The organism is Enterococcus aquimarinus (assembly GCF_001885765.1).
In the GTDB taxonomy this organism is placed as follows: Bacteria; Bacillota; Bacilli; order Lactobacillales; family Enterococcaceae; genus Enterococcus_I; species Enterococcus_I aquimarinus.
In genome coordinates, this window is the sequence record NZ_JXKD01000014.1 from 25,872 (window position 1) to 38,218 (window position 12,347).

Annotated in this window: 12 protein-coding genes; 11 read left to right on the forward strand and 1 reads right to left on the reverse strand. The window is 34.8% G+C overall.

Annotated elements, in window-relative coordinates; translation table 11 throughout:
• Window positions 1-8: 8 nt before the first annotated feature.
• Window positions 9-1,502, reverse strand: a complete 1,494-nt coding sequence (locus tag RU93_RS09195) for a sucrose-6-phosphate hydrolase (protein ID WP_071875330.1) — start codon at window positions 1,500-1,502, stop codon at window positions 9-11.
• Window positions 1,503-1,709: 207 nt separating this feature from the next.
• Here RU93_RS09195 and RU93_RS09200 point away from each other — a divergent pair, with 207 nt between their 5' ends.
• The 11 genes from RU93_RS09200 to RU93_RS09250 all read left to right on the forward strand — a co-directional run bounded on the left by RU93_RS09200 (window position 1,710) and on the right by RU93_RS09250 (window position 12,295).
• On the forward strand, window positions 1,710-3,644 hold the full coding sequence (locus RU93_RS09200; protein ID WP_071875331.1) for a sucrose-specific PTS transporter subunit IIBC: 1,935 nt from the start codon (window positions 1,710-1,712) through the stop codon (window positions 3,642-3,644).
• A gap of 303 nt (window positions 3,645-3,947) precedes the next feature.
• Window positions 3,948-4,427, forward strand: coding sequence for a sigma-70 RNA polymerase sigma factor region 4 domain-containing protein (locus RU93_RS09205; RefSeq protein ID WP_071875332.1), 480 nt, complete (start codon window positions 3,948-3,950; stop codon window positions 4,425-4,427).
• A 74-nt stretch (window positions 4,428-4,501) separates the two neighbouring features.
• Window positions 4,502-4,708, forward strand: a complete 207-nt coding sequence (locus RU93_RS09210; RefSeq protein ID WP_071875333.1) for a DUF1659 domain-containing protein — start codon at window positions 4,502-4,504, stop codon at window positions 4,706-4,708.
• 15 nt (window positions 4,709-4,723) lie between these two features.
• Window positions 4,724-4,942: a DUF2922 domain-containing protein gene (locus RU93_RS09215; protein ID WP_071875334.1), complete on the forward strand. Its 219-nt coding sequence runs from the start codon at window positions 4,724-4,726 to the stop codon at window positions 4,940-4,942.
• A 125-nt stretch (window positions 4,943-5,067) separates the two neighbouring features.
• The gene (locus RU93_RS09220; RefSeq protein ID WP_071875335.1) at window positions 5,068-5,931 is read left to right on the forward strand and encodes a glycoside hydrolase family 25 protein; all 864 of its coding nucleotides are present in this window, start codon (window positions 5,068-5,070) and stop codon (window positions 5,929-5,931) included.
• A 210-nt stretch (window positions 5,932-6,141) separates the two neighbouring features.
• Window positions 6,142-7,068, forward strand: coding sequence for an LCP family glycopolymer transferase (locus tag RU93_RS09225; protein ID WP_071875336.1), 927 nt, complete (start codon window positions 6,142-6,144; stop codon window positions 7,066-7,068).
• Between the two features lie 149 nt (window positions 7,069-7,217).
• On the forward strand, window positions 7,218-7,844 hold the full coding sequence (locus RU93_RS09230) for a sugar transferase (RefSeq protein ID WP_245785400.1): 627 nt from the start codon (window positions 7,218-7,220) through the stop codon (window positions 7,842-7,844).
• A gap of 31 nt (window positions 7,845-7,875) precedes the next feature.
• On the forward strand, window positions 7,876-9,003 hold the full coding sequence (locus RU93_RS09235; protein WP_084131352.1) for a glycosyltransferase family 1 protein: 1,128 nt from the start codon (window positions 7,876-7,878) through the stop codon (window positions 9,001-9,003).
• Window positions 9,003-10,133 (forward strand): glycosyltransferase, encoded by a 1,131-nt coding sequence (locus tag RU93_RS09240; RefSeq protein WP_071875338.1) that lies wholly within the window; start codon window positions 9,003-9,005, stop codon window positions 10,131-10,133. Before RU93_RS09235 ends, RU93_RS09240 begins: the two co-directional genes overlap by 1 nt.
• A gap of 2 nt (window positions 10,134-10,135) precedes the next feature.
• On the forward strand, window positions 10,136-11,329 hold the full coding sequence (locus tag RU93_RS09245) for an EpsG family protein (RefSeq protein WP_071875339.1): 1,194 nt from the start codon (window positions 10,136-10,138) through the stop codon (window positions 11,327-11,329).
• Between the two features lie 21 nt (window positions 11,330-11,350).
• Window positions 11,351-12,295 (forward strand): glycosyltransferase family 2 protein, encoded by a 945-nt coding sequence (locus tag RU93_RS09250; protein ID WP_071875340.1) that lies wholly within the window; start codon window positions 11,351-11,353, stop codon window positions 12,293-12,295.
• The last annotated feature ends 52 nt before the right edge of the window (window positions 12,296-12,347 follow it).

Consider the following 12,347-nt stretch of genomic DNA (forward strand, 5'->3'; position numbering starts at 1 on the left):
ACTCCTTATTAAGAGAATGTAGACCGCAACTGCCAATGGGTGCCTGAGAAATGGCCATTTTCACCTTCAACAAAAAGATTTGTTTGGTCTATTTCGGGAAAGACACGAGAGGTAAAGACGTGTAAGCCATCATTTACAAAAATTTCACAAATCGATTGATCGACAAAGATTTGGAAAGTGAGTTCTTGCTTGCGATCAATGGTGATTGTCCGTGTAGTACCAAACGCTTCATTTAATGGTCGGCTGACACGCGAGCGGTCTATTGTTATCTTACCATTTTTTGCGTCAAAATGAAGCGTGAAAGGGTGTTTGTTTTCGGCATCGGCAAATAAGTGAATCTTCCCGTGACTCTCAGGTGAAAACGTCAAACGTAACTCATAGCGATTCTGCTGATTCTCTTTTACCAAAGGCGTTAAGGCGCCAAGTTCGCCTGCTACAGGTGTCGCTATTTGACGTAAGACTTCTAATTCCGTGATCGGTGTTTGGTAGAGACGGTTCTGTTTAATTGAAAGTTCTTTTACGAGGCTCAGACAATGTGCCCAATTTTGTTCATCAGTTGGATAGGTTAATTCGGGTAATCCGGCCCAACCCACACTTAATACCCGTCCATCTGGTGCGTTGATGACTTGACTGGCATAAAGATCAAATCCTTCATCCAGATTTTGAATCGGTTGTGGATTGGTTAAGGTGACATTGTTTACATCAAATTGTTCGCCGACAACGAAGGTATTCGGATAAATATTTTGATAAGCGAAGTCTTCTTTTGCCATTCCTTGTGGACAAAAAATGAGAACGGGCTGATCCTTAATAAAGACGAGATTTGGACATTCTACCATATAACCTGCTTGCGCTGGCATATAATCTAATTCTCCGAGGAGTTGCCAATTTGTATACGTATCGCCTTGATACACCAGGACTTTTCCCTCTTCTTGGACTGTTTGAGCGCCGATAATCAGTAAATAGCCTCCTTGATAGGGAATCACTTGGGGATCACGAAAATGATCGGTGTAGCCTTCAGGTGGTGCAGGTATTAGCGGTTGTTCGATTTTGGTGATATGATTTTGCGTATTCATGAGTGCGCCCATTTGATATGAGAAACGATTCCAGTCACGGTCGCGAACATTTCCCGTATAGGCAAGCAATAATTCTTCGCCGATCGGTAAAGCCGTACCAGAATAAACGCCATGACTGTCATATTTAGTAGAAGGCTCAAGTTTAACGCCTTCTGCTTGCCAATCAACAAGATTATCTGAGGTTAAATGAAACCATGATTTTAATCCATGCACAGGACCATACGGAAAAGCTTGGTAAAACAAGTGCCATTGACCATTGAAGTAGGAGAAGCCATTTGGATCGTTTAAGAGCCCGCTTTTCGGTTGGATATGAAAATTGAGGCGCCAAGTCGATTGTTGAACTTGCTCCTCTAACGTTTTAGTGTATTCTTTGTCCCACAGATGATAAGGACGGTAACGTAGCGCCGTCGTCCATTCAGTGATATTCATGAAACCGCTCCTTTGTAAGTGTATTCTTTGCCTTTAAGATAACGTAAAACAACTGTATTGTCAAACAGATAACATATAAAATCGTTGTTAAATATTACTAGATAAGGTTTTATAATCTATCTTAAAATAAAATTGATAAACGTTTGACATTTTTTGTGAATCCGTTATAATAAATAAAAAAGCGATTACATCCAAGGAGGAAATCAAATGAATCACAAAAAAGTTGCGCAGGATATTTTGTCTGCGATTGGAGAAGATAATTTAATTGCTGCGGCTCACTGCGCTACACGTTTACGGTTGGTATTAAAAGATTCCAGTCTCGTCGATCAAAAGGCTTTAGACGAACACGACGATATTAAAGGAACCTTTGAAACAAACGGTCAATTCCAAATTATTATTGGACCGGGAGATGTGAATAAGGTTTATGCAGAGATGTTAAAGATCACTGATGTGCAAGGGTCTTCAACTGAAAAACTCAAAGAAGTGGCAAGTAACGGGAAGAAACCCAATCCAGTGATGAGTTTAATCAAAGTCTTATCCGATATTTTTGTTCCATTAATTCCTGCATTAGTAGCAGGCGGTTTACTGATGGCAATTAACAATGTGTTGACTTCTCAAGGGTTATTCGGAGCACAATCCGTCGTTGAGATGTTTCCTGAGATTAAAGATTTTGCTAGCATCATTAATTTACTCGCTTCAGCGCCCTTTGCTTTCTTGCCGATTTTAGTCGGATTTTCAGCAACCAAGCGCTTTGGGGGAAATGGCTATTTAGGAGCCGCGATGGCGATGGCAATGGTTATGCCAGATCTTGTAAACGGTTATGGTGTCGCAAATGCAGTAGCTGAAGGAACGATGCCTTATTGGAATATTTTCGGACTCCAAGTCGCTCAAGCAGGCTATCAAGGATCTGTTTTGCCAGTGTTAGCAGTTTCTTATATTTTGGCGAATTTGGAAAAATTCTTCCATAAACGTATTCCACAAGTATTTGATTTTACCTTCACGCCGATGTTAGCCATTATTACAACCGGGTTATTGACGTTCACGATTGTGGGTCCATTTATGCGCTTGGTATCTGATGGCTTAACGGATAGCCTCGTGTGGCTTTATAATACAACGGGTGCTGTTGGTCTAGGCGTTTTTGGAACGTTTTATTCTGCGATTGTGATTACAGGTTTACATCAAAGTTTCCCAGCTATTGAAACGACGCTACTAGCGGAAGTTGCCAAAACGGGTGGTTCTTTTATTTTTCCAATCGCCGCGATGGCTAATATTGCACAAGGTGCCGCAACTCTAGCCGTTTTTGTAAATAGCAAAAATGAAAAAGAAAAAAGTTTAGCATCCTCTGCAAGTATTTCCGCGCTGTTAGGCATTACGGAACCTGCGATTTTTGGAGTGAACTTGAAACTGAAATATCCCTTTATTTGTGCGATGATTGCTTCTGGTATCGCAAGTGTCTTTATCGGAATTTTCCGCGTTCTCGCGGTATCGATGGGTCCTGCGGGAGTGATCGGTTTTATCTCGATTTCCGCACCGAAAGTAACTAGCTTCATGCTTTGTGCGCTCATTAGTTTTGTACTAGGATTTGTCTTGACGTTCCTTTATGGCAAAAAACAAATGAGTCAAACGACGACTACGATAGAAGAAAAAACAAATGAAGACACACCAGATGCTTCTGTGACACAACAAGCAGGAGAAACAATTGCTGCACCTGTGACAGGTCAAACCGTTGCATTAGGTACTGTCAATGATCCCGTGTTTTCAAGTGAAATGATGGGTAAAGGGATTGGTATCTTACCTCAAAGTAACGAAGTGTATGCGCCAGCGGATGGGACGTTAACCGTGGTCTACGGAACGAAACATGCGTATGGGATTACCACGACACAAGGGACAGAGTTGTTAATTCATATTGGGATTGATACGGTTAATCTAGCAGGACAACATTTTACAACGAACAAACAAAGTGGCGAACAAGTGAAAAAAGGTGAGTTACTTGGGACATTTGATCGAGAAGCCATTCAAGCAGCTGGCTACGATACGACGGTTTTAGTCATCGTGACCAACACGAACGACTTCAGCGATGTTCGCGTACATGAAGAGTTGAATGTGACAAATGGCCAAGAAATAATCCAAACTATTTCATAATAAGGAACGATAAAAAAAGGAGTTCGACTGTATCAGGCAGACGAAATCCTTTTTTTTGCTATTTCTATGGCAATTTGTCTGTTTTGAAATTGGCCTTTAAAGCGTAGATCTGGCCGTAGACGCACAAGTTTGTGAAGAGCGAATGTTAGAAAACGAAAATCAGATAGCGCTTTGATCGTTCTGAGTTCACAAAGAACCTGCATTTTTCGATACGCTTTGACCAATAGCCAAAATACGTGTATGTGCTTGATTTGCTATTCTAAACACACCTCGAGGAATACACGTATAAAGGAAATCAAAAAAATGGAACAACAGGAGTTAAATCAACTGATTCAAGATTATGAAAGATTATTTCATAAAGTGCTCCAACGCTGTAGTCTTTTTCCTGGACAAGTCGATTATGAGGATCATCTGCAGGAATTACGACTTTTATTTTTCATGCGAGCAAAAGAATACGCAACGAAAAGCGAATTTGAAGCGGATAACGATATCACTTATTTATTTCGTCATTTATTATGGCGGATGATTGATACGAAGCGTAAAAAGTACCTTGAAATAGAAGAAGTGACGGATGAGATTCTGGATTATTTGCCCAATGAAGACCCCACGGATTTTCATTTTGAAAGTTTGGATCGATTGGCACGATTTTATCAGCAACTTTCGCCAAAAGACCAACAAAAATGTCGCGCATTACTCACGAATGAAAATCTATCACGTCAAAATAAAAGTCGCTACCGAAAATATTTTCGCAAACATTTTCAACATTCTTTTGAAAAAGTGTGACAAATGAATGAGTAGACTCGTTTATAGAAGTGTAAGGCGCGCAACTTACCAAAACAATTCTAGGAGGAACCCAAATGAAAACTCGTAATCAAGCAAAATTAACTGTTCAATTAAGTGTCGATGGAGAAGAAAAATTACAAAAACAAAGCTTTAGTCACGTGAAAGCCGATGTAACCGAAGAAACCATTTTAGCATTCGGTGAAGCCATTGCCCGTTTTGATCCAGAGAATAGTCGTTTAGAGAGCATGATTGAAACTGTCGATTTCGAATATAGAAAATAATAGGAGGATATGACCATGAAAAAACTACATTTAACATTTTTAAACCAAGAAGGAAAGAAACATAAATTAATTCCCAAAATCGCGTCAACAGAACTAACAGCAGAGGAAGTCGAAGCAGCGATGAATGAGTTAGCGACGCTAGATCTCTTTGAAAAAGAAAGTGTCGCATTGTATCAAGCGGTAGACAGTGCGAAATACGTTGAAACGATTGAAACGCCGCTTTTTAATAAATAAATTTTTCCTTCATTATATAAGTATATAAGTATAAGAAGAAAAATATAAGTATATAAGTATAAGAAGAAAAATGCGAAGGAGTATGGACGAGGGTCTGTACTCCTTTATTTTAAGGAGGAAAACCGATGAATCCAAAACCAATCATTCTAGATATCAGCGAGTGGCAAGTCCCCAGTCAAATTAATTACGACGTCTTAAGCCGACAAATCGGTGGTGTGATCGTTCGCATTCAGTATGGTTCGAACTATGAAGATAAACATTATCGCACGCATCTTGCAGCCTTTCAAAAATACAACGTCCCAGTCGCTGTCTACTCTTGGGTGCGCGGCACTTCTATTGCGGACATGGAAAAAGAAGCGAGTGATTTCTATCGTCGTGCGAAAGCATTTCAGCCAAGCTTCTGGTGGTTAGACGTTGAAGAGCAATCGATGACCGATATGCGATTTGGTGTCGAAGCATACCGTAATAAACTCAAAAGTTTAGGAGCTAAAAAAGTTGGTACCTATATCGCCAACCACTTGTATCGCCAGTTCAATATCGATACCAAAAAGTTTGACGCCATATGGCTACCTACTTATGGACAAAATACGGGCATTTACCAAGGGAATAATCCTACCGCAACCAGTGAGTATCATCTTCATCAATATACGGATCAAGGCCGTTTAGCCGGTTATTCTGGAAATCTTGATTTGAATCGTATTGCCAAAGGGAATATCACAGATTATTTTGAAGGAAGTACCTCTCCTTCAGCCCCCGTTCCACCTACTCAAAATGAACAAACGTACCAGTTATTATTTGATGTTCATTTAAGAAAAGAGCCTTCGACTAAATCCACGAGTATTGCCTTACTTAAACAAGGTACGCAGATTCGCATCCGAAATTTGCATCATCACGAAAGTTATCTGTGGGGCGAACAAAAAAGAACAGATGGCTCAACCGCTTACATCGCACTCGGAATGTTACAGGGATATGTCAGTAAGGTTAAGTGAATTTAACAAAACACCCATTTTGGGTGTTTTTTGCTGTTTTTGGGACCAGATTCAAGACAAAAAGCTAGAATTACCTTCCAATTTATTACCACAAATCGTATAATCATTCTATATGTCTTTTATTACATAAAGGCAAGTCATAAGATTGTGAAAGTAAATACCAATTGAACGAAAAAGTTTTTCCAGTTTAAAGACAATGGGGGAAGTAAAATGTCAAAAGTACAGAAGTTTTTTATAGGCGTTCTCGGAGTACTGCTAGTGCTAGTCATCGGGGTCACCGCCTTTGCGACAAAAATTTATTTTGATGTAAAGGGTAGTGTCGATAAGACGTATGAAACGGTCGAGCGGCAAGAAACAGGCGCTGGTCGGGATGGAAAGGTTAACTTAAACAATAAAGAATCTTTTTCTATCTTACTAATGGGTGTGGATACTGGAGATTTAGGACGTACTGATACCGGTCGTTCTGATGCCATCATGGTCGCAACCGTTAGCCCAGAAGATAATAAAACGCAAGTCGTCAGTATTCCGCGTGATACGTACATGGAAATTGTCGGATACGGTACCTTCGATAAAGTCAATCATGCTTATGCCTTTGGTGGACCGGCGATGTCAATGGATAGTTTAGAAAAATATTTAGATATCCCGATTGATCACTACGCAGCAATTAATTTAAAAGGAATTCAAGATTTAGTGAATGCCGTGGGTGGTGTGACGGTTAACAATGATTTGGCATTTACGATTGATGGGATTCCATTTGATATTGGCCAAATCGAATTAGATGGGGAAGAAGCACTAGCTTTTGTGCGGATGCGTTATGATGATCCAAGGGGCGATTATGGACGTCAAGAGCGTCAGCGTATAGTGATTCAAGGGATTATGCAAAAATTGATTTCGATCAATAGTATGACAAAATATCAAAGCATATTAGATGCGATATCCGATAATATGAAAACCGATATGGATTTTGCGACAATGCAAACAATTGCCTTAGATTACCGTGACGCTTTTTCTACCATTCAAATGGATCAGCTCCAGGGTGAAGGATTTATGCAAGAGGGCGTCTCTTATCAACGTGTCTCTGACGAAGAGTTGGCTAGAGTTCAAGCGGAACTAAAAGATCAAATGAATTTGCAATAGAATGAGAGAGAGATACCACGATGAGTATGAGAATATTATCGTGGTATTTACGTGCAGATCAGGGGGATAATCAAATCATGGAACAAACTAAAGTTAGTAATCAAATCGCGTCCGATCCGGTAATCACACCACAAGGGAGAACAATAAATATGATTAAGTTACGACAAAAACATTGGTTTTTCGTGGTAAAACGATTGGGAGACATTATCTGTAGTTCAATCGGATTAATCATACTCTCGCCACTCTTTTTAATCATTGCGATTTTGATGAAATTCGAAGATCCAAAAGGACCGATATTTTTTAGCCAAACAAGAATCGGATTAAATGAAAAACCATTCAAAATGTACAAAATCAGATCGATGGTGACGAATGCGGAAGAACTGTTAGAAGATCTGCTTGATGAGAATGAAGTTGAAGGTGCTATGTTCAAAATGAAAGAAGATCCAAGAGTTACTAGACTAGGAAAAGTTATCCGTAAATTCAGTTTAGATGAACTACCACAATTATTGAATGTGGTCAAAGGGGATATGAGTCTAGTTGGTCCTAGACCGCCATTAGAAAGAGAAGTAGTAGAATATTCTGAGTACGATAAACAACGCCTGTTAATTAAGCCGGGTTGTACAGGATTGTGGCAAGTGAGTGGAAGGAATAGTCTTAGCTTCGCTGAGATGGTTGAATTAGATTTAAAATATATTAGTAAAATAAATTTTATAACAGATATTAAAATTCTGTTGCTTACATTAAAAGTAATGATCTTTCCTAATGAATCATATTAATTAAGAATATCTAGTATGGAGGAATTTAAAATTGATTGAATCTAGACCACTTAGAGTAGCAATGATTATGGGGAAAATGATAGGTGGCGGTGTAGAGTCCGTAGTCATGAATTATTATCGATTTATTGATCGAGATAAAATTCAATTCGATTTTATTATAGATTCGGACTCTACACAGGTTCCGCGAACTGAAATCGAAAAATTAGGAGGAAGGATTTATGAGATTCCTCCATATCAAAATATTTTTAAATATTTAAAATCTTTAGATGATATTTTTAAAAATAATAATTATCGTGTTGTTCACTCGCATATAAATACATTAAGTGTTTTCCCACTAAGTGTTGCAAAAAAAAATAAAATACCAGTTAGAATTGCACATAGTCATAGTACTGCTTCAAGAGGTGAGTACAAAAAAAATATACTAAAAAATGTCTTAAGACCGTTTTCTAAAGTTGCTCCTACCCACTATATGGCTCCTACTATACATGCAAGTAAGTGGTTATTTGGAGAAAAGAATAGTAAAGATAAGACATTTATTTTGAAAAATGCTATAGATATCCAAAAATTTTCCTTTAATCGTAATACAAGGAATGAACTTAGAAATAAATATGGTTACGATGATAATGATTTTATTATTGGTAATGTAGGAAGATTTGTTTGGCAAAAAAATCAGGAGTTTTTATTATATGTTTTTAAAGAAGTTTTAAATGAAATTCCAAGCGCAAAATTGGTTTTAGTGGGTGATGGACCGCTAAAAAAAAATCTTCTGAATCTAGCGGTCGAGTTAAATATTAAGGATTATGTATATTTTATAGATAATTCGACTAACGTCGAAGATATATATCAAATTTTAGATTATTTTGTATTTCCTTCTAATTATGAAGGTTTAGGAATTGTAGCTATAGAAGCCCAAATTATGGGGTTACCGACTTTATGTTCAGATAGAGTTCCTAGAGAAGTTGAAGTAACTAATTTGTGTATGTTTCTATCTATAGATATTAAACCACACGAATGGGCGAAATGTATTATAGATACAAGTCAAAAATTTAAAAATAATAGTAGAGTTTCTAAAAAATCAGATATTCAATTTAACAATTATGATATCGAATGTGAAGCTAATAAGTTAGCGGATATCTATATTGAATTAGGAGAAGGCTAATGATAAGAGTAATTTTATTTATAGATAAATGGTCCTCTGGGGGTATAGAAACTTATTTACTATCACATTTAGAAAAAATGGATTTAAAAAAATATAATGTGAGAATTGTTACATCGAAGAAAATTAGTGACGTGTATGATTTTCGCTTAGAGAGCCTAGGTGTAGAATTAGTTGAACTATTGAATAAAGAATATTCTCCTGCATTAAGAAACATTGTATTGGTAAGAGCATTTAGACAATTTATCAAAGATAATGAAGCAGATATTATTCATTATCATATTTATAATGCTATTTCAATGATTTATTGTTATTTGGCTAGCAGAAAGATAAGAATTCGAATTTTACATTCTCATAATTCGGATATCGAGCCTAGTAGAATGAGGAGACTAAAAGTAGCTATTCATAAAATAAGTCGAAATTTATTCATTAAATACTCAACTCATCGTTGGGCGTGTTCAGAATTAGCAGGGAATTGGTTATTTGGAGAATCAGATTTTGAATATAAAAAAAACGGGATATTAGTCGATTCATTTATATACGATGATATTAAAAGAAATGAATTTCGATTGAAAAACAAAATCGATAGTGAGACGATTGTTTTAGGAACTATTGGAAGAATGAATACGCAAAAAAACCAATATTTTTTATTAAAACTAATGAAAAAAATGAAGATAGCGAATCAAAATTGTAGGCTGTATATCGTTGGGGAAGGACCGCTTCGTACAGAGATAGAGAATTTTATAGAAATGAATAACCTCGATAATATTATTTTGTATGGAGTTACTAACGATATTCAAATGTTTTTATCAGGAATTGATATTTTTCTTCTACCTTCATTATTTGAAGGAAATCCAGTATCTGCTATTGAAGCCCAATCAAGTGGGGTAAAGACGATATTATCTAGTAAAATTACGAAATATGCAAAAATTTTAGATAATACAGAGATTCTAGATATAGTTGATATTGATGAATGGTACAACAGTATTATAAAAAGTCAAGCTAATGATAATGATAGTGAGGAATTGAGACGAGAAGCGAATATAATTGTCCGAGAATCGGGTTATGCTGTAGAAGATACTGCAGAAAATATAACCAATGATTATTATCGATATTTTAAGGAGGGGATTTGATAATGCCCTATATTATTGTGTTTTTTCTATCCTCCTCACTAATGTATTTTTCAAATTCAAGGATTTTAAATAATAAATATAAAAATTCACATATTTGGTTTGTTATCTTATCAATTCTCATTGTTTCTATTTTTGCAGGTGTTCGTAATGATACAATAGGCACTGATATGAAAGTTTATGGGAATTACGTATTTTTGGATTCAATAAAATATTCTGATTTTTATTCATATTATACTAGCACGGTAGGTTGGTTTAAAGTAGAGCCATTTTATATGTTTATAAATTTTATTGCTTCTAGAATATCTACATCACCAGTCTTTTTTTATTTTTTTCTTTCGGTATTGATCAATACTTTAATGTATATGAGTATTATCAATTTTAATATAAAAAACCATATAAATGTTGCAATGTCATGGATTAGTTATCTACTTATTTATTATGGATATACATTTAATCTTCTGAGGCAATCTTTAGCAATTGCTTTTTTATTTATCGGATTTTCTTATTTATATAATGAAAAATATAAAATATCTAGTGTGTTTATTGTTATAGCGTCATTAACGCACTATTCTTCCTTAGTGGCTAGTTTACTAATTATTTTTTCATACTTCTTGTTAAAGTTCGTTAAAAACAAGAAATTGGTTATATATTCAATAATAATTTTATCGACTATTTCTTTTATTGCCATTAATCCGATATTAAAAATGTTAATTACTAGTAATTTATTGTCTGAAAAATATCTGATGTATATTAATAATTCAGGAGGATTAGGTTTTTCATGGAAATCGATAATATTGAAAGTTCCAGTTATATTTGTTTTTATTTATGCTTATAGATACTCAAATATTAATGATAGTAAAAATAATGATGATTACTTCTTCTTTTTATTCATTTTTATTTTGGATTTTATTATTTATCAGTTGCGAATGATTAATGTAACATTTTCAAGAATGAGCCTGTATCTCCAGATCTATCAAGTGATATCTATCCCCTTTTTAATAAGCATAATGGAATCCTTTAAAATATTTGGGTTTGAGCTACCTTTGTCGAAAAAAAATGTAACGTTTAAAATACATAAAAATAGTATTGCTTGTATTTATGTATTTTATCTAATTGCAGTTTGGTACTATCAAATAGTTCTAGTTGGTATTAATGAAATCTATCCGTATGTATCTGATATATTAAGAATTAAATAAAATGAGACTTGAGGTTTTTATATGAAATTGAGTGTAATATTACCTGTTTACAATGTAGAAAAGTATCTAGATAAGTCAATGACTTCTTTAACTAATCAAATAGTGGATGACGTGGAAATTATTCTAGTCGATGACGGTTCTACTGACAGTAGTCTAGAAAGAATGCGAGAATGGGAATTACTTGACAATAGAATTACTGTTGTGAGCAAAGTGAATGAAGGTAGTGGGTTTGCTAGAAATTATGGATTAGGAATAAGTAAAGGTGAATATGTCTATTTTATGGATCCTGATGATTGGATTGAAGATGGTTTTTTCGAAAAAATATTGTCAATTATATCTCATAAAGAAGTACAATTTATTGGATTTGGACATAATATTTATAAGGGAGATAGATTAATAAAAACGGTTAAGAGTAATGATACTTTTGAAATAAATGAAATAGAAATGAATACATCTTCTTTTAATAAAATATTTAATTCAATTAGCTTGTTTGAGGTATGGAATAAAGTTTATAATCGTAAATTTTTAATAGATAATCAATTAGAATTTACTAATATGAAGAATGGACAAGATGCATATTTTAATATTGAAGTTGCTAAAAAAATTAATCATATTTTGATTCTAAAAGACACTTTTTATAATTATTATGCTTCCAGAGAAGGATCTTCACAAAATTCTTATTATAGTTATGAGAGGTTTGAGAATAGTATTAAAATAGCTCTTAATTATGAAAGTCTATATAAAAAATATAGTTCTTCTGAAAGTGAACCTAATGTTTATTGGATAAATACTTTTTATACTTCTATTAGACAAAATATTAAAGAAAATGAAAACTTTTTATGGCGTAAAGATTTATTCGATGAAAAAATAGTAAAAATGTCAATCCAAGATGTTAAATATATAAAAAGTAAGATAAAACTAATTATACTTAAATATTTTCCTAAAAGATATTTGAAATATATTTAAATGGTTAATATCTTTTCTGAGTAATACATCTTAAAAATAATGCGACTGTGTT

What these genes read in the sequence shown, in the direction of transcription:
- RU93_RS09240 (WP_071875338.1), top strand. Translation starts at nt 9,003, where the DNA reads ATGATAAGAGTAATTTTATTTATAGATAAATGGTCCTCTGGGGGTATA.
- RU93_RS09250 (WP_071875340.1), top strand. Translation starts at nt 11,351, where the DNA reads ATGAAATTGAGTGTAATATTACCTGTTTACAATGTAGAAAAGTATCTA.
- RU93_RS09245 (WP_071875339.1), top strand. Translation starts at nt 10,136, where the DNA reads ATGCCCTATATTATTGTGTTTTTTCTATCCTCCTCACTAATGTATTTT.
- RU93_RS09200 (WP_071875331.1), top strand. Translation starts at nt 1,710, where the DNA reads ATGAATCACAAAAAAGTTGCGCAGGATATTTTGTCTGCGATTGGAGAA.
- RU93_RS09195 (WP_071875330.1), bottom strand. Translation starts at nt 1,502, where the DNA reads ATGAATATCACTGAATGGACGACGGCGCTACGTTACCGTCCTTATCAT.
- RU93_RS09230 (WP_245785400.1), top strand. Translation starts at nt 7,218, where the DNA reads ATGATTAAGTTACGACAAAAACATTGGTTTTTCGTGGTAAAACGATTG.
- RU93_RS09205 (WP_071875332.1), top strand. Translation starts at nt 3,948, where the DNA reads ATGGAACAACAGGAGTTAAATCAACTGATTCAAGATTATGAAAGATTA.
- RU93_RS09225 (WP_071875336.1), top strand. Translation starts at nt 6,142, where the DNA reads ATGTCAAAAGTACAGAAGTTTTTTATAGGCGTTCTCGGAGTACTGCTA.
- RU93_RS09220 (WP_071875335.1), top strand. Translation starts at nt 5,068, where the DNA reads ATGAATCCAAAACCAATCATTCTAGATATCAGCGAGTGGCAAGTCCCC.
- RU93_RS09210 (WP_071875333.1), top strand. Translation starts at nt 4,502, where the DNA reads ATGAAAACTCGTAATCAAGCAAAATTAACTGTTCAATTAAGTGTCGAT.
- RU93_RS09215 (WP_071875334.1), top strand. Translation starts at nt 4,724, where the DNA reads ATGAAAAAACTACATTTAACATTTTTAAACCAAGAAGGAAAGAAACAT.